20 protein-coding genes are annotated in these 26,811 nt (G+C 36.9%); 17 read left to right on the plus strand and 3 right to left on the minus strand.

Annotated elements, in window-relative coordinates:
* Window positions 1-144: 144 nt before the first annotated feature.
* From J7E67_RS08605 to J7E67_RS08620, 4 genes are read left to right on the plus strand one after another with little or no spacing between them, the layout of a single operon-like run.
* Window positions 145-1,083: a Wadjet anti-phage system protein JetD domain-containing protein gene (locus J7E67_RS08605; RefSeq protein ID WP_251026653.1), complete on the plus strand. Its 939-nt coding sequence runs from the start codon at window positions 145-147 to the stop codon at window positions 1,081-1,083.
* Window positions 1,074-2,585, plus strand: a complete 1,512-nt coding sequence (locus J7E67_RS08610) for a hypothetical protein (RefSeq protein WP_251026654.1) — start codon at window positions 1,074-1,076, stop codon at window positions 2,583-2,585. Before J7E67_RS08605 ends, J7E67_RS08610 begins: the two co-directional genes overlap by 10 nt.
* Window positions 2,582-3,328: a DUF6063 family protein gene (locus J7E67_RS08615; protein ID WP_214716426.1), complete on the plus strand. Its 747-nt coding sequence runs from the start codon at window positions 2,582-2,584 to the stop codon at window positions 3,326-3,328. The genes J7E67_RS08610 and J7E67_RS08615 overlap by 4 nt, the downstream gene beginning before the upstream one ends.
* Window positions 3,306-7,772 (plus strand): coiled-coil domain-containing protein, encoded by a 4,467-nt coding sequence (locus tag J7E67_RS08620; RefSeq protein WP_214731382.1) that lies wholly within the window; start codon window positions 3,306-3,308, stop codon window positions 7,770-7,772. Before J7E67_RS08615 ends, J7E67_RS08620 begins: the two co-directional genes overlap by 23 nt.
* Before the next feature lie 765 nt (window positions 7,773-8,537).
* Here the strand turns inward: J7E67_RS08620 and J7E67_RS08625 are convergent.
* Window positions 8,538-9,449, minus strand: a complete 912-nt coding sequence (locus J7E67_RS08625; RefSeq protein WP_214731384.1) for a nuclease-related domain-containing protein — start codon at window positions 9,447-9,449, stop codon at window positions 8,538-8,540.
* Between the two features lie 265 nt (window positions 9,450-9,714).
* Here J7E67_RS08625 and J7E67_RS08630 point away from each other — a divergent pair, with 265 nt between their 5' ends.
* Window positions 9,715-12,234, plus strand: coding sequence for a GH39 family glycosyl hydrolase (locus tag J7E67_RS08630; protein WP_214731386.1), 2,520 nt, complete (start codon window positions 9,715-9,717; stop codon window positions 12,232-12,234).
* A 75-nt stretch (window positions 12,235-12,309) separates the two neighbouring features.
* Here the strand turns inward: J7E67_RS08630 and J7E67_RS08635 are convergent, their stop codons facing one another.
* Entirely contained in the window at window positions 12,310-12,702 is a 393-nt protein-coding gene (locus tag J7E67_RS08635; protein ID WP_214731388.1) for a C-glycoside deglycosidase beta subunit domain-containing protein, read from the minus strand.
* 1 nt (window position 12,703) lies between these two features.
* The gene (locus J7E67_RS08640) at window positions 12,704-13,726 is read right to left on the minus strand and encodes a sugar phosphate isomerase/epimerase family protein (protein ID WP_214731389.1); all 1,023 of its coding nucleotides are present in this window, start codon (window positions 13,724-13,726) and stop codon (window positions 12,704-12,706) included.
* 364 nt (window positions 13,727-14,090) lie between these two features.
* Between J7E67_RS08640 and J7E67_RS08645 the strand changes: the two genes are divergently transcribed.
* From J7E67_RS08645 to J7E67_RS08700, 12 genes are all read left to right on the plus strand, one after another.
* On the plus strand, window positions 14,091-14,879 hold the full coding sequence (locus J7E67_RS08645; protein WP_214731390.1) for a sugar phosphate isomerase/epimerase family protein: 789 nt from the start codon (window positions 14,091-14,093) through the stop codon (window positions 14,877-14,879).
* A gap of 19 nt (window positions 14,880-14,898) precedes the next feature.
* On the plus strand, window positions 14,899-15,993 hold the full coding sequence (locus tag J7E67_RS08650) for a Gfo/Idh/MocA family protein (protein ID WP_214731391.1): 1,095 nt from the start codon (window positions 14,899-14,901) through the stop codon (window positions 15,991-15,993).
* Window positions 15,994-16,005: 12 nt separating this feature from the next.
* Window positions 16,006-16,149: a sporulation histidine kinase inhibitor Sda gene (locus J7E67_RS08655; RefSeq protein ID WP_214731392.1), complete on the plus strand. Its 144-nt coding sequence runs from the start codon at window positions 16,006-16,008 to the stop codon at window positions 16,147-16,149.
* Between the two features lie 78 nt (window positions 16,150-16,227).
* Entirely contained in the window at window positions 16,228-16,452 is a 225-nt protein-coding gene (locus J7E67_RS32275) for a fibronectin type III-like domain-contianing protein (RefSeq protein ID WP_214731480.1), read from the plus strand.
* Window positions 16,453-16,888: 436 nt separating this feature from the next.
* Entirely contained in the window at window positions 16,889-18,286 is a 1,398-nt protein-coding gene (locus J7E67_RS08665; protein ID WP_214731393.1) for an MFS transporter, read from the plus strand.
* A 69-nt stretch (window positions 18,287-18,355) separates the two neighbouring features.
* On the plus strand, window positions 18,356-21,037 hold the full coding sequence (locus J7E67_RS08670; RefSeq protein ID WP_214731394.1) for a sugar-binding domain-containing protein: 2,682 nt from the start codon (window positions 18,356-18,358) through the stop codon (window positions 21,035-21,037).
* A gap of 262 nt (window positions 21,038-21,299) precedes the next feature.
* Complete coding sequence (locus J7E67_RS08675) at window positions 21,300-22,205, plus strand: sugar phosphate isomerase/epimerase family protein (protein WP_214731396.1); 906 nt, start codon at window positions 21,300-21,302, stop codon at window positions 22,203-22,205.
* 65 nt (window positions 22,206-22,270) lie between these two features.
* Window positions 22,271-23,398, plus strand: a complete 1,128-nt coding sequence (locus tag J7E67_RS08680) for a Gfo/Idh/MocA family protein (RefSeq protein ID WP_214731398.1) — start codon at window positions 22,271-22,273, stop codon at window positions 23,396-23,398.
* Window positions 23,399-23,409: 11 nt separating this feature from the next.
* On the plus strand, window positions 23,410-23,850 hold the full coding sequence (locus J7E67_RS08685) for a C-glycoside deglycosidase beta subunit domain-containing protein (RefSeq protein WP_214731400.1): 441 nt from the start codon (window positions 23,410-23,412) through the stop codon (window positions 23,848-23,850).
* 20 nt (window positions 23,851-23,870) lie between these two features.
* On the plus strand, window positions 23,871-24,842 hold the full coding sequence (locus tag J7E67_RS08690; RefSeq protein WP_214731402.1) for a sugar phosphate isomerase/epimerase family protein: 972 nt from the start codon (window positions 23,871-23,873) through the stop codon (window positions 24,840-24,842).
* A 54-nt stretch (window positions 24,843-24,896) separates the two neighbouring features.
* Window positions 24,897-25,865 carry an ROK family glucokinase gene (locus J7E67_RS08695; RefSeq protein WP_214731404.1) on the plus strand — a complete coding sequence of 323 codons (969 nt, stop codon included), beginning with the start codon at window positions 24,897-24,899 and terminating at the stop codon, window positions 25,863-25,865.
* 45 nt (window positions 25,866-25,910) lie between these two features.
* On the plus strand, window positions 25,911-26,804 hold the full coding sequence (locus J7E67_RS08700) for a sugar phosphate isomerase/epimerase family protein (protein ID WP_214731406.1): 894 nt from the start codon (window positions 25,911-25,913) through the stop codon (window positions 26,802-26,804).
* Window positions 26,805-26,811: the final 7 nt, after the last annotated feature.

Genomic DNA, 26,811 nt, shown 5'->3' on the forward strand with positions numbered 1-26,811 from the left:
TAAAGTAGGTGAATTATTATCGATATCATTGAAACTAGGGTAAGAGGTTTTATTGCTGATATTCAACACCCAAAACAAAAAAAGAAAATAAATATAAACGATTTGGAATTTCAGCTGCGTAAGCTTTTGGATGATTATTTTGAAATGGACGGCTATTCGTTGTTTTATCGTGCCATTGAAACATTGCAAGCGGAAGGACAACTGATTCCTATTCCAAATAATCAATATAATGGAAGAAGCCCAGCGCTTGCCTTATATTACTGGGTTAATATAAAAGTTCAGACACTCAAATGGGATCGTCTTGAAATGATGAAATTAGGTGATCAGTTTGATTTTTCCTTTTATGAACGGCATCCCGAATGGCAAACGAAAGACGAATGGAATCGAATCCAACATGTTTATACTTTTCTCCAATCCAGTCAGGAACGGGAAAACGTGTCATTCGAAGAAAGAAGTCTGGAGCTCTTTGGTCATGAAAAATTCTTACTAGACAACGATAGCTTTCCGGATGGAAAAGGGTTTTTAGCTAGAATTGGAGTATCTGAAGAGCAACTTAAAATGGTGAATTACGGGGAGCCTTTTGTATTTTGGATGAAACAAGGGAAAGAAATTAAAGATATTCAGCGGGTTCTGATCGTCGAAAATCTATCATTCTTCCATACTTCCATTAAGTTATTGGAAGCCAGTCAACTCGATTATGAACCTGAACTAATCATATATGGTGAGGGGACTAAAATCGAACGGAGCTTTTCCTTTTTCTTCAGAATATTTCCGTCCAAACCCTATCTTTTCTATTACGCAGGAGACCTTGATGCCGCAGGATACGGGATCCTCATTCGGCTTATCGAAAAATACTCGGATAGCTGTATTCAGCCTGCCTTAAAAATTTATCGCAAAATGATACAATGTCTAGAACAAAGGAATGACCAGAAACAAGGGCAAACACAAAACAGCAAATACCGTGATGCATTCTTTCAATGGTTTACGGAAGAGGAGCAAGTCTTATTAATGCAATTATGGCAAGAAAATAAGCGGATCCCACAAGAAGTCTTAAACATAGAAACATGGAGGCGATGGATGTGAACGAATCATGGGAAGGATTCGCCCAGCGAATGCAACGATTAAATCCACTGTTTGAGCTTGGGAAGGGAATGGAAGTGGGTGAGCTTAAACCTCATATCCAAACCATTCTCATGCAAGTGCTACTGACCATCTTTTATAGAGAATTAAATGATGATGATCATAGACGCAAGTCAGATATCAAGTATATGGTAGAAGATTCCATTAAGCAAATGAAGCTTTTAGCAGACGATAAGCAAATTGAACGGGTGACAAGCGGGCTCCTGTATCAGGGGAAAGAAGAGTATAGTAAACCGTTTGAAGCCTTATATTACGATGAAATAAGACAATCCTGGGAGACTCAGGTCTTCCGATATGTCACAATGGATGAATTATATACGAATTTAGAGATGGGCGGATCCATTGTTTATAAACTCACGGATGTTGCTCAGGAAATGATTTTTATGAGCAGGGAAATGGCTGAAGAATTCTCGATAACGATTGAACAACTCTACAGTATGCAGCTGATTAAAAACGGAAATTTTAGAAAAGCTACTCGAAACCTCGATCACCTCATTTCACGAGTAAACCGCTTAATGGCAAAGGAATTCTCCTTTCAAAAGGAAATGATCAACAATCCCAAAATCTTATTGATGGAAGAGGAATGGCAAAGGGCTGACAATCGTGTGGAAATTGAAAAGCAATTTGAAGAAGAAAAAAACCACTTCCGTACCATCACTAGTATGATCGATAAAACGAAAAGAAATGAAGAAGATGATTATATTCAGAAAGAATTGATTCTTCTCCAAGAAAAAATTGGCCATACAAGGCAATTGCACGATCGTTTTGCTAAGCTGGTTATTCAAAATATTTCCTATGAAATGAAATTAAAAGTGGAAAACCCTTCCTTGTTTTGGGAAAACAGTTTGGTCTCCTTTCGAGAGCATATTTATGAAAATTGGTTCATGAAGAATGGAATTCAAACTTTTACGGAAATCGAAACGGTGCTTTCTCCTTTATTTTCACCGAAGAATGAATTTATTTTGCCGCTCGATTGGATTTGGGGTGAGCAAGAATTCGATGAAAAACAACTAACCGATTCCGTAATTGAAGAGGAGGCAGAAGAAAGCATTACTCGTCTGCGAGTGACGAACTGGGAATCTGTCATTAAGGCATGGAGTTATGTTTTTCAATTTTTACAAACCAACGGAGAGTTTTCGATAGCTGATTTAGCGACATTGCCATTAGAAGTGCAGGATTTATGGTTTGAAGAATCTGAAACGATTGATTTATGGATGATGTTCGATAAAAAGCCACTGAAGGTTCAAGTGCTGTATCGAAAGGAAGAAACATTAAGTGATGAGAGGGAAATTCTTCTTTATAAACTAATGAAGGAATATCCTCAATTTCAAACTTTTGAGGGTACAAAAATCTTTACCAAGTTTGATCATAAAGCGGAGCCTTTTTTATGGTATCAAACGAAAATGTCCCCTTTTAAACTATGTGTACAGGAGGAGAAAGGATGAATGCAGACACGATCAAAAGAGCATCCGCTGTCTATTTTACTTTATTAAAAGATAAAGTAATCGACGAGAATAGTGAACACTTCCAGACTTATTTCGATCCAGAAGTGAGACAGACAGTTCTTTTATTAGCAGACGAATCTGGTACATATATCATTGAATCGCCAAAACGCATCCAATTAGTTGTTCAGCCTACTGGCTCCGTCTTTGCTACCAATTTTACCCATATGAAAGAAAAGCATCGACAAGTCGAAAATAAGAAACATTTTCATCTTATCAGTGTTGTCATTATGTCATTTTTAGCTGCCATCGATCGCAAACAGGCTGCAAAAATTCGCACGAAGCGGGAAGGGATTAGCTATTACGCATTAGAACGGAAAGTCAACGACCTAATGATTCAATGGGATAGCATTCTTAAAGCTAAACCGACCTTCGGGGAAAACGAACGAATTGATATGAAGGAAGTTGTAACTACCTGGAAATACATGGAGGTTGACACGGACGATTATGGAGTAAAAAAAGGCAATAGACGAACAAGAATCGGTTTAATTGCCGGAGCTATGCGTTTATTAGAGACGGAGGGGCTGATCGTCATTCTTGATCGGGACGATATAGCTAAGGTGATACCAAAACAAGAGCTTTTTGAGCGAATTGAATACCTGTATCACGATTATGACCGTTATGAAGTTTTTAAGCAATTAATGACAACAGAGGAGGATGAGCATGCCGAAGATCCATCGAATTAGAATTGTAAACTTGAAGTATGATGGCATGCAAAAGCAATATAAAGATACCACTTTTAATTTCCATAATGAAGAGACATCAACCAATGCCCTTATAGCGATGATGAATGGGGGCGGGAAAGGTGTGTTCCTTCAAACGATCTTCCAAATACTCAAACCTGGGACTTCGTGGGGGAAACAAAACAATCGTTATTATCAACAGTTCTTCTTTAATAATAAAGAACAATTTATTCCCTATACCTTTCATGTTCTCATTCAATGGGAATTGGATGGTGCTGACCGTCGGTATCTGATAACTGGAGGAATGTTCTCAGCCGAACAACGGATCTCGATGAGTGAAGAAAGTGGATATGAAAGTAAAACATTGGAACAGGAAGCAAAAATCCTCCCTACTATTACCTTTTATACGAGAGAATTTGAACGGAAAGAAGAGGCAGCGCTTGAGCATATTCCACTCTACGATAATGATGAGGTTGCTGAAATCGAAAGTTTAAAGGACTATTTAAAATGGAATGGATATGACGTTTACCGAGATACTAAGAAGCACTATCGCATCCTTGATACATACGGAATTAACCGTAAAGACTGGGATATTATGAAGGATATTAACAAGGATGAGGGCGGCGTTGGGAAATACTTTGAGGGAGCGGAAGATGATCATTCCCTGTTCCAAAAACGAATTGTTCCCACTGTTAGTCAAGTCTTGCACAGGACGGAACATCAAAAAAACGATCTTGTGGAGATTTTCAAGAGTCAGGCAAGTATCGCTAAGGACCTGCCTGTTCTATTAAAAAGAGAGCAAGCCCATAAAGAGTTTTTAGAAGACATTGTCCCATTTGAAGAGCATCTAGCTAAAGGTGTAGAACATAAAGAAATTGTTCAAGCAAGTATACAGGCAGGAAGACAACTGCTTGGTGCTTTAGAGCATTTGAAGCAAACGGAAGAGGAAATGCTGCTTACTTTAGAAAAAGACATGGAGAAATTAATCATAAGGCAAGCAGAACTACGCTATCAAAAAGACAACCTGGAGTATGCAAAAGCTCACAGTGAAGTTATGGATTGGGAAAAGAAATTAGTGGAAGAAAGGAAGAAACATACTTCCTTACAAGCCATCGTTCTAGAGAAACAGGAGCGAAAAGAAGCGTTAGTATTTCAGGCTTTATTGAAAGAGTGGAGTGAAAACGAACAAACCATTCGCTCTCTTTCCCAGCAGATAGCCACATTGGAACAAAATAGTGGCTTAGAGCAAGTGAATCAAAGAATGGAAGAAATCAAACAAGAAGCTAAAAAGCAATGGGAGCAGTCCTATTTATCCATACAAGAAGCGATTAAGCAGTATGTGGGATATCAAAAGTTCTTAAAGAAAAAAGGAACGGAGCTGTCGCAACAGGATAAACAAAAGACAAAAAAGATTGCTCAGCTTAGTACTGAAATTGATTTTCTTTACACGCAGATGCATGCCTTTGAGTCCAAGGAAGCGGCACTAATCCAAGCATTTGGCGACCGCTTAAGCTATGACTTAAAGGGATTGATCGAAAGTCTTTTTAAACAAATTGAAGACAAAAAGGCTAGATTAGTAGAGGTGCAAGCAAAAGATAAAGAATCTAGTGAACGGCAAAACCAACTTGCCACTTCACATGGTACCCTCGTCCAATCGATTCAGTTTTCAGAAGAAAAATGTGAAGAATTAAACCTAGCAAATGAAGAGCAAATGCAAAGAGAAGCAAAATTATTAGATAAACTTCATGGTTTATTAGATGATGCCACAGCACCGTTTACTCACTCGCTCTTATCGAAGTATTCTATACAAATAGAAGAAATACTAAGCAATAACCGACAACAAGCTGAACAAATTAAAAAAGAACTATGGGAAACACAACTCGACCATTCCTTAAACGATGAGCCCTTTTGGGTAGCAAATAAAGATGTAAAAGAATTAAAGGAATGGATCGATGAGAAGACTGGCATTGATGTGTTTTATGGTACCCAATTTCTCCAATCCTTACGTGCAGAGGACCTAGCGAATAACCTTATGAAGTATCCACTCCTTCCATACGGTTTGGTCGTAAGCGGGCAGCAATGGCAAAAAATAAATCAGCAGGTTCTTTCCGGAAGAATGTTCAAAAGTCCTGTTCCGATTTTCTTGCGGGAGGAAATGAACAGCGAATATCATCAAACTTCCTTTGTGATCATTAACGGAACCGAGCAAGAGCTATTAACGGATAAAAACCAATTCACCAACTGGAAAATAAAGATTGCTAAACAAATAGAAGAAAAGAAAGATACACTCCTTGAAATTGAAAAAACAGAAACCTCCTTACGTCGTGTTTTAAAGGAAATCGATCGATTTTTATCAAGCGATCTTTCTATTGATATCGAAAAAGCTCTCAATCAGGAACAAAACGCGCGTCTTTCTAAGAAAAAAAATTTACAGGAAATCCAAGCACAAGAAGAAAAAGAAAAAGAATTGCAACTTCAGCTAAAAGAACAGCTGGAGAATACAAAAGGTAAAATAGAAAAGCTTACAAAAGATGTGGAAACATTAGAGGATTTTGATCAAGAAAAAACTCTTCATCAAGAAAATAAACGAGTGAAATTAGAGAAAGAGAAACAAAAGGAAGCCTTAGGTTCTCAGCAGCAAGAAATAGGAAAAGAGCTCCAAAATACAGTTGAACTGCAAAACCAGTGGAATCAAACGTATTTAGAATGGAAGCTGACATCCGAACAAACTATAAAGGAGATCAGGTTCTTTATAGAAGAAGCGGTTTTTCCTACTGATGAAAAAGCAGATCCATGTGATGAGGTCCCTCATCTTTCATCACATTTATTAGAAAAGATAAACGGAAGTATTGGAGAGCTAAAACAGCTCCAGAAATCAAAGGAAGAACAGGCTAGAGAATTACTCGTTCTTCAAGCAAAAAAAGAAACAGAACAAAAGCAGCAAAAGAAATTAGAGAAAAAACTAACAGCCCATGATCAAGACTGGAATAAAGCCGCAGAACCAGATGAACCTATAAGTATATTAGAAACCATGTTGCAAACCGCACAGAAGGAAGCGAAGACAGCGGAAAAAGAAGAACGGGAACAAGGAACGGCTGTAACAGTAGCAGAAACTTCCTTAAAGCATGCGACCGAACAGCGTGACAAGTCAGGAAAGAAAGTTGAAAAGCATGAAAAACAGCCGGAAGAATGGGAAGGCTTTGACTTAGAAGTAAAGGCTTTAGAAATTAAAGACCAAACGAAATTAACGAAAGAGGAAGTAAAGCAGGCTGAGAAACGCCAAAAAGAAACAGAAACGAATATTGCGGGTTTCGAAGGGGATTTGTTAACCTTATCCGTTATCCTAAAGGAGGAAGCGGCAGCCTTTACGAATCATGATTTAGAAAAAATTAAGAGTCATGGAAAAGCATGTATCTTATCCTGGTGTGAAGGACATCAAGTGATTCAGGAAGAAGGCAAGGAGAAGCATGCGAAAATTGATCAATCATTAAGGAATTTAAAGCTCACGATTGAAGGAAAAGATTGGGAGATTCGCTTTAAAAATGAAGTATTAACGACACTAGACCATATGGATACAAGGCATTATACTCATATCCAGACGATTGTTAAAAATATGAAACGTTTTTCACAAAGTGGATTGGAACAATTAGAGCGCGACAAAGAAAGAGCAGAAAAGGCTCAAAACTTCTGGGCCAGCCGAGCCAGCATGAAAGTGATGAGTATTTCAGAGGCCATTCGTTCCATGGTTTCGAAAATGAAGCTAAAAAATGAACGAGGATCCTTCCCACTCGTTCAGCTCAAAGAAGACATCTTGCCCAAAAAAGCTGAAGATATCGAACCACTTCTGAAGCAGCATTTTGTAACGGCCATTAACAAAATTACCAAACAATTTGATATGATTGATGACCATAATCGATTATTAGACGAAGAAATAAAACAACTCATAAGTGATGAGCAAATTTTATTTGTATCACTCCGAAATCGATACCCTGAGCTGCTCGTCTATAATATGCGAACGGATAATGCCTTTATGTATGGGAAACCGCAAAGAGAGCATTATTCAACCTGGCAGACTATTAATCAAGGTTCTAAGACGAAATCCGACGGCAGCGGCGGACAGAAGTTATCAGCCCGAATGGTAATGATGATGATGTTATTATCCGTTAAAAGCGAAACAGATCAAAGTTGGGTGCCTTTAGTTTGTGATAATCCGTTCGGACAAGCTGCATCGGCACACGTCCTTGACCCAATCTTCGCCGTGGCCGAAAAACTGAAGTTCCAATTCATCGTCGTCACCCCGCCTGAACTGGTGAAAACGGAAATCAGCCAAAGATTTGATGCCTATTATAAATTGGACTTCATTCGTGAAAAAGGAAAAGAAATTGTTTCAGACACGATTGTTCCAGCATTTCGGATTTATGAGGGAGCTGAAGCAGTTCAGGTATGATGAACGAGGATTTAATATAAAAAAATCCCACTTTTTGTATGGAAGGTGGGATTTTTATTTTTACTAGACAGCATTACTTGTACTAATAACCATCATGAAGCACTGATGACCAAAACTCCGGAAGAAAGCCAAAGAAAAGGTCATCATTAAGCTCATGAAGACCAAAACTTCATAAGCAAACCAAAGAAAAGGTCATCATCAAGCCGATGAAGACCAAAACTTCGAATGAAAACAGAAGAAAAGGTCATCATCAAGCCGACAAAGACCAAAACTCCGAATGAAAACAGAAGAAAAGGTCATAATCAAGCCGATGAAGACCAAAACTTCATAAGAAAGCCGAAGAAAAGGTTATCATCAAGCTGATGAAGACCAAAACTTTGAACAAAAGCCGAGGAAAAGGTCATCATCAAGCTGATGAAGACCAAAACTTCATAAGAAAACCAAAGAAAAGGTCATCATCAAGCTGATGAAGACAAAAACTCCGAAAGAAAACCAAGAAAAGGTCATCATCAATCTGATGAAGACAAAAACTCCGAAAGAAAGCCAAAGAAAAGGTCATCATTAAGCTCATGAAGACCAAAACTTCATAAGAAAACCAAAGAAAAGGTCATCATTAAGCTCATGAAGACCAAAACTTCATAAGAAAGCCGAAGAAAAGGTCATCATCAAGCCGATGAAGACCAAAACTCCGAAAGAAAGCCAAAGAAAAGGTCATCATCAACTCCATGAAGACCAAAACTCCAATCGATAGCAAAGACTAGTAGTTCATTCATAATAAGTCCATTGACGAACTCCAATCTGTTTATAATTCTTCACTAATATCCTCTTTATTGTCCTTTTTAACTCTATCACCACGCACCATTCAAAAATTAAATTTGTGGTAATCTTCATTTTAGGAAATAGAATCTTTATTTCGCTTACATTTCGCAAAACTGCAGCAGTAACCAACTCTTCGTGCCCACAGTCACCACACTTACATATCTTACCGTTAACATAGATCGAAAATGAGTTACACACTTCACAAGTCATTCCTTTGCGCACCTGCTTATATTCATAATGTGGCAGTATGGTATATGGATTTTCTTCAATATGAAGGGAAATCAATTTGTCAGCAAGCATTTTATCCTTTCCGTTTAATTTAGAAGGAATTGCATCTAATTTTTTCAAGTAGCTATTTATTTGTGTTGGAAAAATAATAGGACTGTCGAGGGGTGCTTGGTATAGGGTAAATTCGGGATTGATAAAAACGACTTGGGACTCAATCGGATAGTTATACCCAATATTCTGGAGTAATTGACGGAGCAGGGATTCGCTGCGATTCAATTGGAGAAGGGGATTATTATATTCTTTTTGGGGCTTCTTGTATAAACGGTTTGTGTTGAACTCAATAAAATAATCCCCCTCGAAATTTTTAACTTCGTAAAAGCAGATTCTCCCAGAAATAATAATCAAGGAGTCTATTTGAAAAGTGGTGTTGTTTACCTTAAACAGCAGATCATTCAAAATATAGCATTCGCATTGAAGCTTCTCGGTCATTGTATCAAACATGACTTCTCCTTCATAACCCTTCTTAAGGGTGAAAAAGTGCTGCTTGTCCTTTTCTGATAACATCATCCGTGTATGTAACACTCTCAAAATCTTTAATTCCTTTGATTCAATACGAGGTTTAAAAGCCATTTGCAACAACCTTTCTTCCTATTCTATTCAAATCTTATTTTATAAAAAAATAAGGGCTAGGGAACTATTAAGACGTGTATATTTGGTTAACATTACCTACATTTTTTCCCTTCATTGATATAGGTTTCTTAAGCCCTTCGTCGGTATGGTTGAAATATTAAATTTTTAAAGAAGATTAGGATAAGTTGTCGAATTATAAATTATGAATATGTTATATTAAGAAATAGTAGTTTGAAAAGTACAGCTTTTTATGGAGGGGATGGAATTGGGTGGTACACATACTTTCCAATCATCAATAGATTCGAAATTAGTAACTATTTCAGTTATGAGCTACAAAAGTAACCTGGAACATGCCCATAGAGAAATTGAATTGATTTATATCATAAAGGGTAATTTACAGGTAAAAGTTAACAATAAGATCATTCAAATGAAAAGTGCTGATTTTGTATTGGTGAATTCTAATGAATTTCATTCTTTCCAGTCTGAAGAAGATAATTTATTTGTTGTTTTCCATTTTAATTACTTTGAGTTAAGTTCCCTGCTTGCTCAAAAAAATTTACTATTCACTTGTAATTCAATTGAACATGCTAGTTTATCGGATCAGGAGTTAAGAATAGTTATCGAAGATTTATTAACAGTTCATATGAAGGTAAACAATTTTTCGCAAGTCGAATTCTTAGAAAAAACATATAAATTCATTTCAACTCTTAGTATCAATTATTTGAAGAATGTAAATCAATTGCCACTAAATTCGTCTATCAAAGGTCAAAATGATAGATTGACTGAAATCATTGATTATATTCAAAGTAATTATCGAGAGCCTTTATCATTAGAGGAAGTTGCGAGCATACATTACCTCTCGATTCCCTATTTGTCCAAATTTTTTAAAAAACAAACAGGTAAAACGTTTTCTCAATACTTGAATGAAATTCGTCTAGCACATGCTGTTAACGAATTGGTAAACTCTAATAAACCAATTACACGCATTGCATTAGATAACGGATTTCCGAATTTATCGGCATTTAATAGAGTTTTTAATGAAAGTTATCAATTAAAACCAGTAGAATATAGAAAACAAATGTCAGATATAACAGAGAAAGAAGAGGCCCCTTCTGACGGTATCAGTAATCAAGAAATGAATGAAGCACTATCTGAGCTGCGCCATTATCTAAAGAGTAACCAAGACAAAAGTATTCAAGCACTCCCCACAAAAACTACGGAAACCGAAATTGTTGAAATTGGAAAAACCGATGCTTTTACAAAGTATTGGAATAAGTTACTTAATATAGGTTATGCAAGAGATTTATTGAATTCGGATATGCAAGAGCAAATTAACCTTCTGCAATCTGAAATCGGCTTTACCTATGCCCGATTTTGGGGGGTGTTTAGTGATGATATGTTGTTGGAAGACCGCTCTGGGGGAACCATCACTTACAATTTCTCGAATACCAACAAATTGTTGGATTTCCTGGTTAAAAATAAATTAAAACCCTTCATTGAAATTGGTCCTAAACCTAAAATCATTCAAAAAGCCATTGGAGAGACCCTTGTGGTCCAAACGGTAAGTGAAAGGAATCTAGAGGAATGGAAAAATCTGGTAACCGCATTTTTGCTACAATGCATTGAACGCTATGGCATTGAAGAAGTCGAGACCTGGTACTTCGAAATGTGGAGACCGCATACGGATGTATTTAGTAATAATCAGCAAGAAGGAGACTACTTCTTAGATAAATTTAAGAATAATCAATGTCAGGGTCCCAGTCAATTTGAAGAGTATTTTAATATATTCAGCGGATTTAAAAAGATTACGCAAGAACTTGTTCCTGGAGCAAAGGTTGGCGGATGTGGGTTAAGCATGGATTTAGAAGGAGACAAACTCGATTTGTTACTGCAACATTGGAGACGAGAAGAAATTCAGCCTGACTTTTTGTCCATTTATCTTTATCCAATAGAAATCGACCGGGATAAATACCGGGTTCCCATTAAAAATTTGCATTCGACCAATCCAGATTATGTACTAAACAAGCTAAATGAAGTAAGAAAATCTTTAAAGAAGGCGGGATTTGATCATTTAGAACTTAATGTGACTGAATGGAATATCAGCATCTCCAATCGTAACTTTCTTAATGATAGCTGCTTTAAAGCATCTTATATGTCAAAAAATATTATTGAGAATTTGAATCAAAATCAAGTGAACATGTTGGGATACTGGTTGTGCTCTGATATATTCAGTGATTTTAGAGATTCTAAAAATCTTTTGCATGGCGGTGCTGGTTTGGTGACGAAAAATGGCGTAAAAAAACCGAGTTACCATGCTTTGGTCCTGTTAAAACAATTAGGAGAACTGTTAGTAGCAAAGGGTGACAATTATATCGTCACAAAAAAATCAGGTGAGCGCTACCAAGTACTATGTTTTAACTATAAACATTTCAATTACTCTTATTACCTGCATCCTGAGGGAAGTACAGGTATTCACGAACAATACGATATTTTTGAGAACAATGAGCCTTTAAATCTTACATTGGAAATACAAGGTATTGCCAATGGGAAATTTCGTGTAAAAGAACTAAAACTGAATCGCGAGCATGGCAGTGTGCTAGATGAATGGTTGAAATTTGGTACTGTGGACGACATGAAATCGGATGAAGTGGATTACCTAAAGCAAATCTGTGTTCCTTATATGAAAGTTGAGCATAAACTTGTTGAGAATCATTCCATCATATTGAATGGAGAACTCCAACCTCATGAGGTTAGGTTATTTGAATTTAATTTGTTGTTTGGCTAAAGGTAATATTTTTACAATAGAAAGAGGGTAAAAATCGTTTATAGATTTTTACCCTCTATTTATTGTAGTTATTTATTAAGCTATCTCAACAGTCCTTACCTTTCTTCCGGCTAATGGAACAGGTATATAGGCAGTACGCACGATTACATCTAATGCAACCTCGTGACTTCCCTTGGTTAACCCGCCCTCTTTGAGTACTCGAACTGTTAGCGGTTCTCCATACTCCCATTTGTAGGATGTAACGGTTTCCATTTCATCTAAAGTAAACCAATCTACTTCATCCACTGAGCAGACAATATTCCCGCGTGCCACTTTTTCGCCGTCAACTTCAACACCAAATTCATTTACCATCGATAGCGGAATGCCCCTATAATAGGTAATATTGGTCTTCAATTCAAAGCCGGTAATGGTACCTGCGTCCTCTATATTTTTACAAGTATTTTCGAGGAAAACATTATTATCAAACATATCAGTAAACCTCCTGTCCTTCTAATTCTTTAATGGCGTTTCGAATAAGCGCTTGGTGTGCTAAAACCTGTTCTTTTTCCTCCATTGGGTTTCCAGGGAGCACCCAGCGGTTTCCTTCATATTCCGTGGACACATAACCATCGTATCCTTTCTCATGTAGATATTGCAGGATTCCCTTATAATCAATCGAATACTCTTCGCCATTTTCTGTCATTTCAAACAACTTAAAGTGGAAATGTTTAATATAAGGCATATATTCATCTAAAACACTGTATGGCTCATTTTCATATCCATCCGAGAAATGAGCGAAGAAGTGGTCAGCTTCTGATTTTAATAGTTGTTTCATTTCATCTGGGAATCCGCCATTTTCCAGGTATACTTTTCTAGGATCTTTCCCATGCTCAAAGATATCATTGACATAATCAATCACTCCCTGGTTTGTACCTAAATGCTGCTTGCAATAATTAGCCATTACTCTTGGTAACCTGCGGCAGAAGATTCCCGTATCAATCACTAGTCCTACATAAGGAGAATTCATTCTCTTCATTTCTTTGATAAAATCTTGCGTTTTCTTAACATCAAAACTCAAACCTGCATGTATTTCTAAAGCTAAGGTAACATTATATTTTTCAGCATATGGCAATAATGGTTCAATGATAAAAGCGGGTACCATAGAAACCAATCTAATTAACCTTATCCCTAACCGATTTGCTAGCTTAATTTCCTCAACTAGTAAATCAACACATTCTTTTTTAGTTAATTCTCGATTCTTGTATAGGTTTGTATTTAAGAAGACATCCGCAATGACTGGCTTCATTTTATAAGTAGATACTAGTCGATCCCATTCTGCTAAAGTTTCTTCCGAAGGATGGGGGGCGTTATGCATCATCTGATCCGGAATAATCTCAATTCCTTCCACTGAATTCTCTGCCAAAAATTTAAAGATATCCTCCAAGCTCATACGCTTATTTAAATATTCATCTTGTAAGCTATACAAACTTACGCATGTTTTTATTTTGCTCATTATAAAATCTCCCTCCGTTTATTATTTTCTTAATTTGATGTCGCTTACATATGTATCATAACCTGTGTTTCCCCGCATTCCTTTTCATTAATTATCTTTGTAGATATATATTTTGGTCTGATTTTTCGCTTCTCTCCATTAATCATAAAAGAGGTTAAAAATTGCAGGTGAATTTTTAACCTCATTATTCTTTTGAATTAAATGGAAATTAAAAAATGTATCAAAATCTATAATAATTTGGTTAACAGGTGAGAAGAAGTAAATAAACGTAATGATTAAAATAAAATGTGTAAGTGTAACTCAAATACGAAACAGATATATAGATTGGAAGTCCAAAAAATTAATAGGAGAAGAGGTTTTATAAATGATGCAACTTGGAATAATAGCAGCACCAACTGAGGAAAGTTTTCAACGTGCCAAGCAAAAAGGACTGGATTTTATAGAGGTCTGTGTGAATGAAGGGCAAGATGTGGATGCCTTTTATCGTAATCGAGGAAATTTACAAAGATGGAAAAATGAATACGGTGTCACGGTCGAGTCGCTTGGCAGATGGAAATCATTACGTATTGATGAAAAAGGAAGAGTCATAGAAGAAGAAATAGAGAGATGCTACAGATTAATTGATGTCGCTAGTGAATTAGGATGCACGAATTTTGTAAGTGGCTGTAATTATGTCGAGGAATTATCTTTATATGAAAACTGTTCCGCGGCTATAAACTTTTTCTCACTGCTAATTGATTACGCTAAACCAAAAGGGGTAAAAATCTCGACTTACAACTGTCGAAAGGTAAACTTTGTCCATAATCCTGAAGTTTGGAAAATTGTTCATGGCCATTTAAAAGACTTAGGGATTAAATTCGACCCATCTCACAGCAGATATTTTGGCGGGGATTACTTACAGGAAACCTTAGATTGGGGATACCGTTTTAACCATGTTCATTTAAAGGGGTCTATGATCATCAATGGTCAGAGAGTGGATGATCCACCTGCAGGGCTGGATCAAACTGATTGGAAAACCTTTATTTCGTTATTAAGAGTGAAAGGGTATTCCGGCGGTCTAAGTATTGAACCACATTCACCAGTTTGGACGGGAGATCTAGGCGAAAAAGGAATAGATTTTACAATCGAATACATGAAAAAACTTGTATTTTAAGTATAAAGGAGAGGGTAAAATGATTAATCGCAAATTAAGATATGGGTTAATTGGTGCTGGCAGTAATGCGGAGAGAAAACATTTAAATAATTATATCAATCTCCCTAATGTTGAATTAATCTCCATATGTGATGTAAATATAGAAAATGCTAACAGATTAGCCAAAAAATATCATATTAATAAAGTTTATAGCAATTATGAAGATATGCTAAATACAGAAAATTTGGATCTTGTAAGTGTCTGTACACCGAACTATCTGCACGCTGAAATTTCAATTTATTCCTTATTACAGGGAGTGAATGTTCATTGTGAGAAACCACTGGCAGTTAATGCATTCGAAGCCAAAAAAATAGTAGAGGCTAAAAATAAATCCGGAAAAATGTTAATGGTGGGTCTTAATAACCGATTTACAAATGAAGCTGTTTTCTTAAAGAAATATATCGATGAGGGATTCTTGGGAGAAATATATTCAGCAAAGGCCGGATGGACTAGACGAAGTGGAATACCGGGAAGAGGCACTTGGTTTACTAATAAAGATTTTGCTGGCGGGGGCGTGATGATTGATTTAGGTGTTCATTATCTGGATTTAGTATTGTACCTCATGGGTATGCCAGAACCGAGATATGTGACCGGGGCCACATACAATAATTTTGATCAAACGACAACACGTAATCGGAACGGTTATAAGGGAAATCCAAATGGAATCTTTAATGTTGAGGATTCCGCAGTGGGTTTTATTGGTCTTAAAAACGGAGCCACTGTTAATTTTGAATTTAGCTGGGCATCCAATATTGAAAAAGACAAACAATTTGTAGAATTACTAGGAACTAAAGGCGGAGTTTCTCTTATTAATGGTGAGTTAAAGATTCATTCTGAATTATTGGATACCTGTGTTGATATTTCTCCGATTCTGACTCCCAATATTAAATTAATGAATGAATTTGAACATTTTACAAATAGTATTCTATCAGGTGGTCTATTAATGGCTCCTGCAGAGCATGGTGTTTACATGATGGAAATTATTGATCATTTTTATCAAGCGGCTAAACGGAAAGAACCGGTTTTTTTCGAAAAAGACAAAAATAAAATTCTATTACTTTCTTCGTCATTTTGAGGTGTATATTAAATGGAAAAATTACCGGATTATATCTTGATTGAATCTTATTATAAAGCAAAAGAATTAAAGCTTCACCCAGATTTTATCAGAATTCTTAAAACTGAACTGTACCAACGTTCTTTACTTCAAATTGACAGAATTTATCAAAATTAAATGTTCGTATATTTTAAAGTATCCTATACTGTTGAAAAAATTAAAAATCTATCTAATTAGTAGAAGAAACTTTCAGATATTGTTGCAAGCAGCGTAAGACCAGTTAAGGAGTTAAAAGGATTCAAAAAAGTAGGGCTCCTGCCAGGGGAGTGTAAAACAATTAGTTTCGGGATTGAGATCAATCAACTTGGTTTCCATAATGAGGCCATGGAATATATTATTGAACCTGGTTTGTTTAAAGTATACGTTGGTCCAAATTCGAAAGAAGGGCTTGAGGGAGAATTTACAGTAGTAGAATATTAATGATTGGATTTGATGATTAAAATAGTTTCATCTAATCTTTAAACAATTAGTTATCATATAGACGCAACTATCTAACTTATGTTATATGGTTGTGTTTTTTATTGTAATCATAAAATACCATTTAACCATTTAATTAAATTATTATTCATCTTAGTAAGTTAATTATGTGATAAAATAGCTAGAAAACGATTCAAATTTGACTACTTCTGGGTAATAGTTTCTGAATTTTGGAATAATAGATTAAAAATTACAACTAAATTATTATCCTTAATAAAATGAAAGCCCTTTAAAACTTAAAGAGGTTAAAATATAAGGGTTATAGGTTTAATAATATGAAGGCGTTTGCATAGTGGGTAAGTTAATATAATTTTAACAGTAGCTACTGTAAAGAAGAGATACACAATTTGGGGTCAGTACTTTTAATAGGAGGAGAAATATGGCAAATGTCGTCGTTCAGAAAACCAATGAAATAGTAGCTTCGCAAAATACTGAAAAGCTTAGTTTTTTAACAAAATTAAGCTATGGTTTTGGAGAGTTTTCTGCTAGTGTTGTATGGAGCTTAGCTTCATCCTATTTACTATTTTTCTATACTGATGTTTTTGGTATTGCTGGCGGTGTAACTGCTATCATTTTACTTGTAGCACGGGTGTGGGATTGTTTTGTAGATCCAATACTTGGCTTAATAATGGAACGAACCAAAAGCAAACACGGACGTTTTAGACCATATATTCTTTATGGTGCATTAGCACTTGGTGCGCTAAATATCTTAACTTTTTACACTCCAGATCTTTCATCTACAGGCAAGGTTGTTTACGCTGCCATAACCTACTTATTACTAGGTACAGTTCATTCAGTGGTTAATGTTCCATATGGTGCACTGGCAACAGTTATGACAAGGGATACGAATGAAAGAACTAATTTGAACGTTTTTAGAGGAGTTTTTGGGCAATTAGCCGGTATTCTTACTGGTGCCGCTGTAATGCCTTTAATTACCCTATTAGGGAAGGGAAATCAACAAAATGGTTTTTTCTATGCAGCAATTGTGTTATCGCTAGTTTCTGCACCACTACTATACTTAACCTTTAGAAACTGTAAGGAAGTAATCACACCTGCAAAAGAAGAAAGACCTTCAATTAAGGAATCTTTAAAATCTGTTGGATCCAATAAACCAGTATTGTTAATTTTAATAAGTCTTTTCATCGTGTTGCTTGGCGTTTTTGGAAGAATTGGCACTATTGTTTATTACGCTATCTATGTATTAAATCGACCTGATTTAGTAGCGGTATTATTTACGATATTATCGGTTTGTGGCGCTATTGGGGCATTTGGTGTTTCTTTTATCGCAAAATTCTTTGAAAAGAAGACTATTTTGATTGCTGGATCAATCATTATGGGACTTGGCTGGTGCGGATTGTACTTAACACCTGTTACAAATTTAACCATGGTATTTATTTTGTCAGCGATTTCATGTGTTCCACTTGGTTTTAGTGGCCTTATGGTGTTCAGTATGGTTGGTGACGCTATTGATGAAAGTCAATTGAAGACAGGGGTGCGTGCAGATGGTGCGATCTATTCCTTTACAAGTCTAGTAACCAAAATTGCAAGCGCTTCAGTAGGAGCCTTGAGTGCAGCTATTCTAGGAGCAATTGGCTATGTTGCGAATACAAAGCAAACCCCGGAAGTAGTAGACGGAATAAACATGTTAGTGAATTTAGGACCTGGTATATTATTAATTATAGGAACCCTTCCTTTGTTTTTCTATCACATCACTAAGGCAAGAGCTATGGAGAATACACAAGAACTTCTAAAGAGACAAAATGGATTAACAATGTAAAAATTTTATGGAGCTTATAAGTTACGCAAATATGTGTAGCTTATAAGCTATTTTAATAGGAGGTACATCATGGAAGGGATCGTAGAAGATTTAATCAGTCAGAATAACGAAAATTATATTCTTCCTTTTCTTTGGATGAGAGGGGAAGAGGAACATGTTATTAGAGAAGAAATTGCTAGAATCTATGAATGTGGAATCAGAGGTATTTGTGTAGAAGCGAGGCCGCATCCTGATTTCGCAGGTCCTGGCTGGTGGCATGACTTGGACATTGTAATGGAAGAGGCAAAGCAGAAAGGAATGCGTATCTGGGTGTTAGATGATGCTCATTTTCCAACTGGATATGCCAATGGATTAATTGAGAAAAAATACCCGAACCGAAAGAAAACCTATATTAACTACAATACACTTGATATCTTAGGTGCCCAAAATGAGGTAACGGTACATATTACCCCTATGTTAAAACCAAAGAGTTCCTGGTTGGATATAGGTAAACCAATAGACAAGGAAGAACAAAAAAATAATAAGTTAATTAGTGTCGTAGCAGCCAAGTTAGTAACAGACGGGATTATTTATGAAGAGTTAATCGATCTAACTGACAGAGTTGAGGGTGATTTCTTAACATGCAGTTTGCCTGGTGGATCCTGGAGACTTTATGTTGTTTATGAAACAAAGACAGATGGCGGCAACCCGAAATATATTAACATGATCGATAAAGAGTCCGTCAGTTCGCAACTTGAAGCTGTTTATGAACCCCATTTTGAGCATTACAAAGACGAATTTGGGAAGACGTTTGCTGGGTTCTTTTCTGATGAACCGGCATTCGGAAATGTAAATGGGTTTGATTTCAATGAATCGATTGGAAGGAAAGACATGCCATTACCTTGGAGTGAAGAGGCAAAATATATGCTTTTGGAAGCTCTTGGTGAGAATTGGCGCTTGTTCCTGCCTTATTTATGGAATAGTTCTGAAGAAATGATTCAATGTGTCCATACCCGGTATACCTATATGGATATCGTTACTCGTCTATATGAAAAGAATTTTAGCAATCAATTAGGTAAATGGTGTGAGGAACACAATGTTGAATACATTGGTCACGTAATTGAGGACAATGATCAGCATAGCCGTTTAGGAAGCGGTTCTGGGCATTTCTTTAGAGCACTGTCAGGCCAGCATATGTCGGGAATTGATGTGATTGGCGGTCAAGTGATTTTTGGCGGCGCTGGTTTAGAGAGAAGGGGAGTTTTCAAAGGAGATGGAGAATTCTATCATTATACATTAGGAAAGCTAGGTTCTTCCTATGGTCATCTCGATCCGAAGAAAAAAGGGAGAACCATGTGTGAATTATTTGGAGCCTATGGGTGGAAGCTTGGGGTAAGGGATATGAAGTATATCTTGGATCACTTGATTGTCCGTGGAATCAATTACCTCGTTCCCCACGCCTTTTCGATGCGAGAATACCCTGATTTCGACTGTCCGCCGCATTTCTATGCACGAGGACATAATCCGCAGTTCAAACATTTTGCCCATCTCATGCGCTATGCCAACCGCTTATGTCATATTTTTAATGGCGGTGCCCATGTTGCCCCTGTAGCTGTGTTATATCATGGTGAGAGCGAATGGACCGGGGACTATATGAAAATGCAAAAACCGGCTAGAGTCTTAACCGAAAATCAGATTGACTTTGATTTTGTTTCGACTGATATGTTGAGTGACCTGAATTCCTATAATGGCAAAGTAGAGAATAATCGGTTAAAGATTAATGGTGAAGAATTTATATGTTTAATCATTCCATATAGTCAATATATTACCAAAGAGTTGGCTTCTTTTATTAAGAATTCAGACGGTTTGGAGATCATATTCATAGATGAGCGGCCAGAAGGAATCTCTAATGTGTTAGACCAACAGGAAGCTGCCGAACTTTTAGGGGAAATTGAAGAATGTAAGGTGGTACGATTAAGCGATTTGGCTAATGATTTCAGTGCCAGAGGAATTTACGATATTCAATTAAAGAAACCGTTTAAGGAATTAACTTATTATCATTATGTAAAAGAGAATAAAAACATTTTCATGTTTCAGAATGAATCCGCTCATGAGACCTTTAGCGGAGAAATTGAATTAGCCATTGGTGAGGCTGCCATCATTTATAACGGTCTTGAAAATACATTTGAAAATATACCAGTTAAAAATGAAAATGGAAAAGATATTATTTATCTAGAGCTAAAGCCATATGAATCGTGTGTAGTAGTTGCTAGTTCTGAGGAACAGGCTGGCAAGTTCGAAAAGTATATTCCATATTCAATTAAACTTGCTAATTGTAAGAATAGCATCGATTTATCATCAGACTGGAATTATTCTCTGGTCAAGAACATAGACTATCCGAACTTTGGCGAAGTAAAGAAAATGGAGGAACTCTTACCTATATCAAAAGAAGATCCGACTTTTACTGGTATCATAAGGTACGATAAAACATTCGAAGTAGCGGAAACACCAAAACAAGGGATATTAGCTTTTGGATATATTTATGAAGCAGTCGAATTGTGGATCAACGATGAATATGTAGGGATGAAAGTTTGTCCGCCGTATATATTTGAGATTGGAAAGTATTTAAGGAAAGGTACCAATACCATTCGTGTGGAAGTGGCAACAACCTTGGATAGATATCGGCTTAATCACCCTGAACCACCCTTTATTGTGTGGCATGATCCAATCGATCCAACAGGAATGTTTGGGAAGATAACTTTATCGGTGTAATAACCATTTGAATGAAAAGGTGTGATACACAGCGTATCGCACCTTTTTTATGCATTTAATTATTTTTTAAAAGAGGTTAAAAATAACACTATAATTTTTAATCTATTATTTAAATTAGATAAGGAGACATAGAAAAAAGACGAAAATCTATACCTGATTAGGATAATAAAAGAAAGGGAATAAGTTCTTCGACAGGTTAAGATATATATGTAAGCGGAATCAATAAATAAAACGTAATAGAAACATAGGAGGATCGGACACAATGAAACTTGGCTTCAACAGCGCCATTTTAAATGAATGTACCTTTGAAGAAGTAATTGACTATGCAGCTGAAAACGGATTTTCATGTGTGGAGATATGTGCATGGCCGAAAGGGAAAGCGGCTCGGAAATATGCCGGTGTTACCCATATTGATGTCGATAACTTAGATGTGGATTACATCAAAAATTATACCGAAGCAAAGGGAATCAAAATTTCCGCTATTGCTTATTATCCCAATGCTCTAGATGAGGATTCAGAAAAAAGTGATTACTATGTAGCCCACATTAAAAAATGTATTGAGGCAGCTAACAAACTTGAGATTAACATGGTAACTACTTTTATTGGTAGAAACCAAAAGAAAACAGTCGAAGAAAATTTGGAGATTATGACTACGGTTTGGAAGCCTATCGTAGAATACGCAGAAGAGCTTGGAGTGAAAATTGCCATTGAAAACTGCCCGATGTTATTCACAACGGATGAGTGGCCAGGCGGACAAAACCTAATGACAACACCAGCCATCTTTCGACGTGCATTTGAATTAATCCCAAATAAAAATTTTGGGTTAAATTTCGATCCATCCCATTTTGTTTGGCAACAAATGGATTATATCAAGCCGCTATATGAGTTCCAAGAGCGGATTCTCCACATTCACTTCAAAGATATCAAGGTGTATAAAGACCGACTAAATGATGTTGGAATCATGGCAACACCGCTCGAATACATCTCGCCTAAATTACCAGGTCTGGGGGATGTCAATTGGGGCCAATATGTATCTGCCTTAACAGATATCGGTTATCGAGGATATGCAGTCATTGAAGTAGAAGACAAGGCATTCGAAGATTCACTAAAATCGAAAAAAGATTCTATTAAAATTAGTAAAAACTATTTAAGTCAGTTTTTTGCTTAAATAGCTTATCAATTTATAAATCTAATAAATCATTTATTAAAGAGGAAAAAGGAGAAAGATAAATTATGGGTAAATTAAAGATTGGTATTATTGGCTGTGGTGGTATTGCAAATCAAAAGCATTTTCCTGCATTATCCCAATTTAAGGATATTAGTGAAATGGTTGCATTTTGCGATATTAAAATTGACCGTGCTGAAAAAGCAGCGAAAGAATATGGAACACCAGATGCGAAAGTCTACGAAGACTATCGTGAACTATTGAAGGATGAATCGATAGACATCATTCAGGTTTTAACTCCGAATGTAAGCCATAGCCCAATTACCGTTGCCTCCTTTGAAGCAGGTAAACATGTTATGTGTGAAAAACCAATGGCACACACTACAGAAGCTGCTCAAAAAATGATCGATGCTTGGAAAAAATCCGGCAAGAAATTCACAATTGGTTATCAGAACCGCTTCCGTCCAGAAGTACAATCTCTTTATAAATCATGTGAAAAAGACGAGCTTGGAGATATTTATTTTGCCAAAGCCCATGCCCTTCGCCGCCGTGCCGTTCCAACTTGGGGAGTGTTTCCTGATAAATCCCAACAAGGCGGCGGCCCACTAATTGATATTGGTACACATGCTCTCGACATCACCCTATGGATGATGGATAATTACAAACCAGTTTCTGTAACAGGTTCTGTCTTTAATAAATTAGGTCATTTACCGGAAGCTGTTGAAGGAAATATGTTTGGTCCATGGGATCCAGAAACATATGAAGTGGAAGATTCTGCGTTTGGTTACATCAAAATGGAGAACGGAGCAACCATTTTCCTTGAATCGTCATGGGCACTTAACGTTTTAGATGCCAAAGAGGCGGCTACTACCCTTTGCGGAACAAAGGCAGGAGCACAAATCAATTCCGGGATGGGCTATCATACCAATGAGTTAGTTTATAATACAGCACGCAATGGTATGTTAACAGAAGAGAAAAACTCCGCAGGTGGTGCGATTGCTTTCTTTGAAGGCGGATCAAATAAACCAGAAGTACTAGAAGCAAAACAATGGTTAGAGGCTGTTAAATATGATAAAGAACCTCTTGTAAAACCAGAACAAGCATTTGTCGTAACGAAAGTTTTAGATGCAATTTATAAATCTGCAGAAACAGGTAAGGAAATTGTTTTTGAAGAAGAGACCGTTTTAAACAAATAGGAGGTGCAAACATGGCATTTAGTATGAAGCTGCCATTCGTCGATGTTGTTTGTGAAGATAGTTTACAAAACACATTTGTGAATGGGAAAAAGCTGGGATATGAATTTCAAATCCGTTTAAGTAACTATCGTGGACACTATTTATCGTGTATTGAAGAGTTTGCCGTTACCGTTGATGGTAATGAAGTTAATTCAGATGATTTAAGTTTTTGTCTTAATGGCAAGGAGTTTACTTTAGGACAATTGCCAAGTCTAATTTCAGAGTTTTGGAGTTTAATAGAACCAGCTACCATTAAAGTATTTGCGCCAGGAGGTTTAACTGAGGGAACGCATGAGATCGATGTGAAATTAATGTTACGGATCCCATATATGGCGGTCCCTGGCAGTAAGAAGGCACATGACTACGCTAAGTTAGATTCTTGTGGTAGCAAAACATTAGTTGTGAGAGATTAAGAGAGAGGGGGGAACGGCAAATGAGTAATATTAAATTAGGTGTTTCTTTATATAGCTTTACAGATGAATATGTCAAAGGCAAATTTACGTTAGAAGATTGCATTCGTACAGCAGCTGAATATGGAGCAGAAGGATTTGAATTGGTAGGCACCCAAATGCTGCCATCTTATCCATTCGTAAATGACAAAGTATTAGCTGAATTTAAAGCGATGACGAATCATTATGGGATTGAATTTGTATCCTACGGAGCAAATGCAGACCGCGGGGTGAGATCCGATCGCGATTTGACGGAAGACGAATTGCTGCAATCCGCAATTATTGATTTGAAAACGGCCAATAAATTGGGCTGTAAGATCATGCGCGCCCAATACCTTTTATCGCCGGCAGCATTCGGCAAATTAGCACCTTATGCTGAAGCTTATGGCATTAAGGTTGGGGTTGAAGTTCATAATCCTGAGACGCCAACCTCGCCAAATATTCAAAAATATGTGGAAGTAATTGAGAAAACAGGATCCAAATATCTTGGCTTTGTAACTGATTTTGGAACTTTTGCAACTCGTCCTAATAAACCACATTGGGATGAGGCTCTTGCTAATGGAGCACCTCTTGAATTGCTGGAAATGGCTGCACAATTACGTTATGATGGTGTGCCAAGAGATGAAGTAAGACAAAGGTTGCTTGAGGCTGGCGCCAAGGGTCCTGTAATGGGGGCTTTTCAGGGAATGTATGGTTTCGTTACTTTCTATAACGAACCAGATTTGGAAGGATTAAAGAAAATCATGCCATACAATATCCATTTCCATGGAAAATTCCATTATATAGATGAGAATTTGGAGGAAGCTAGTATCCCATATCAGGACATTTTACTGATTATCCAAAACTCTGATTTTGATGGATATATTGTCTCAGAATATGAAGATCATTTATCTGGTAGAGCGTTAGAAATGACGAAACGTCATTTACAAATGGAAAGAAAAATACTAGGAAAATAATTTGTGAGAATACAGGTGAATTTCACCTGTATTCTTTACTAAGGCGGGAGAAAAGTGAAAAAATTAATTGGTATTGATTTAGGAGGTACAACCGTAAAATTTGCGATTTTGACTGAAGAGGGAGAGATTCAACAAAAGTGGAGCATTGAGACAGATATCCAAAATGAGGGAAAGAATATCGTCCCAAATATAATTGAATCTATTAATCATCGTCTAAATTTATATGGACTTTCAGCAGATGAATTCCTGGGAATTGGAATGGGTTCTCCTGGAACCGTTGATCGCGAAAGAGGGACTGTTATCGGCGCATATAATTTAAATTGGAGCACCTTGCAGCCGGTCAGAAACCAGATTGAAGAAGGAACGGGCATTTCATTTTACATTAATAATGATGCCAATGTTGCTGCATTAGGTGAGCGCTGGAAGGGTGCTGGAGAAGATGGTGCCGATGTTGTTTTTGTTACACTTGGGACAGGTGTTGGCGGCGGGATTATTGCAGATGGTAATTTAATTCATGGGAAAGTAGGCGCCGCAGGAGAAATTGGCCATATTATCGTTGAGCCAAACGGCTATCAATGCACGTGTGGAAATGAAGGCTGTCTAGAAACTGTCGCTAGTGCAACAGGTGTTGTTCGTCTAGCTAGGGATATGTCTGAGAGATTTTCTGGTGAATCAGAATTGAAATGGTTAATCGATGATGGACAAGAAGTGACTGCCAAGACAGTTTTTGACCAGGCAAAACGCGGAGATAAATTGGCTGCTATTGTTGTAGATAAGTTTTATTACTATTTGGGACTGGCCTGCGGCAATATTGCAAACATATTGAACCCTGAAACCATTGTTATTGGCGGGGGAGTTTCAGCTGCGGGAGATATGCTCTTAAAAGGGGTGGAAGAATATTTCCATAAGTTTGCCTTTCCAACTGTAAGAACAAGTACCAAATTAAAACTTGCCCAATTAGGGAATGATGCAGGCGTAATCGGGGCAGCATCATTAGTTAAAAAATCTATCAATCTATTATAGATTAATTTTTTATTTCTAAAAAAATGAAAAGGAGAGAAAGCGAAAATGAGTAATCATGCGGGGAATAATGAGAAACCAAAACGAGGAGTTTCTCTATACAGTTATGCTGGTGAATATGGAGTTACGATGAGTTTGGAAGACATGTTTGCAGAAATGCATAATATGGGTGCAAGAGGATTAGAAATCTTAGCAAACTCACATATAGAAGGCTATCCGAATCCCAGCCAAGAATGGCTAGAGAATTGGGACAGGTTGATTGAAAAATATGACATCTTTCCTGTTGAATACGGACATTGGATAGATTCCCGCCTCTATCAGGGAAGGCATCTTACCTCTGAGGAATCGTATGAGATGTTAGTCCGCGATTTCAAACTTGCCAACAGACTCGGATTTACCGTTCTTCGAACAAAATTAGGTGTAATCGATGATGATCTTACTCCAGTAGAAAACTGGAGAGAGTTTATTAAAATGGCCCTGCCGATGGCAGAAAAATATAATGTGCGCATGTGTCCAGAGATTCATGCCCCTACTCTTTTGAAATCCAAGATGGTGGATGACTATGTGGAGTTTATTGAACAGACTGGAACAAAGCATTTTGGACTGAACATCGATTTTGGTGTATTTACGACACAATCTTTACCAGCCAGTGAATGGGGAGAAAATGAATTTATCATGCCTGAGAGCGAGCACAGCCTGGTAGACGATATTATCCCACTATTACCATATGTATATTGCTGTCATGCAAAGTTTGTCAGGATGTCAGATGATTTCCAAGAGATGACGATTCCATACGAAAAGATTATTAATACTCTGATAGAGCACAATTGGGATGGCTATATGGTAAGTGAGTATGAAGGACCAAAGAAAGATGTGACCGGCTATGCTGTTGAACAGGTTCGGAAACACCACGTCATGATGAAAAGAATTTTGGGAGAATAGGAGAGAA

The organism is Bacillus sp. ISL-46 (assembly GCF_018613205.1).

What these genes read in the sequence shown, in the direction of transcription:
- J7E67_RS08605 (WP_251026653.1), top strand. Translation starts at nt 145, where the DNA reads ATGGACGGCTATTCGTTGTTTTATCGTGCCATTGAAACATTGCAAGCG.
- J7E67_RS08610 (WP_251026654.1), top strand. Translation starts at nt 1,074, where the DNA reads ATGGATGTGAACGAATCATGGGAAGGATTCGCCCAGCGAATGCAACGA.
- J7E67_RS08615 (WP_214716426.1), top strand. Translation starts at nt 2,582, where the DNA reads ATGAATGCAGACACGATCAAAAGAGCATCCGCTGTCTATTTTACTTTA.
- J7E67_RS08620 (WP_214731382.1), top strand. Translation starts at nt 3,306, where the DNA reads ATGCCGAAGATCCATCGAATTAGAATTGTAAACTTGAAGTATGATGGC.
- J7E67_RS08625 (WP_214731384.1), bottom strand. Translation starts at nt 9,449, where the DNA reads ATGGCTTTTAAACCTCGTATTGAATCAAAGGAATTAAAGATTTTGAGA.
- J7E67_RS08635 (WP_214731388.1), bottom strand. Translation starts at nt 12,702, where the DNA reads ATGTTTGATAATAATGTTTTCCTCGAAAATACTTGTAAAAATATAGAG.
- J7E67_RS08640 (WP_214731389.1), bottom strand. Translation starts at nt 13,726, where the DNA reads ATGAGCAAAATAAAAACATGCGTAAGTTTGTATAGCTTACAAGATGAA.
- J7E67_RS08645 (WP_214731390.1), top strand. Translation starts at nt 14,091, where the DNA reads ATGATGCAACTTGGAATAATAGCAGCACCAACTGAGGAAAGTTTTCAA.
- J7E67_RS08650 (WP_214731391.1), top strand. Translation starts at nt 14,899, where the DNA reads ATGATTAATCGCAAATTAAGATATGGGTTAATTGGTGCTGGCAGTAAT.
- J7E67_RS08655 (WP_214731392.1), top strand. Translation starts at nt 16,006, where the DNA reads ATGGAAAAATTACCGGATTATATCTTGATTGAATCTTATTATAAAGCA.
- J7E67_RS08665 (WP_214731393.1), top strand. Translation starts at nt 16,889, where the DNA reads ATGGCAAATGTCGTCGTTCAGAAAACCAATGAAATAGTAGCTTCGCAA.
- J7E67_RS08670 (WP_214731394.1), top strand. Translation starts at nt 18,356, where the DNA reads ATGGAAGGGATCGTAGAAGATTTAATCAGTCAGAATAACGAAAATTAT.
- J7E67_RS08675 (WP_214731396.1), top strand. Translation starts at nt 21,300, where the DNA reads ATGAAACTTGGCTTCAACAGCGCCATTTTAAATGAATGTACCTTTGAA.
- J7E67_RS08680 (WP_214731398.1), top strand. Translation starts at nt 22,271, where the DNA reads ATGGGTAAATTAAAGATTGGTATTATTGGCTGTGGTGGTATTGCAAAT.
- J7E67_RS08685 (WP_214731400.1), top strand. Translation starts at nt 23,410, where the DNA reads ATGGCATTTAGTATGAAGCTGCCATTCGTCGATGTTGTTTGTGAAGAT.
- J7E67_RS08690 (WP_214731402.1), top strand. Translation starts at nt 23,871, where the DNA reads ATGAGTAATATTAAATTAGGTGTTTCTTTATATAGCTTTACAGATGAA.
- J7E67_RS08700 (WP_214731406.1), top strand. Translation starts at nt 25,911, where the DNA reads ATGAGTAATCATGCGGGGAATAATGAGAAACCAAAACGAGGAGTTTCT.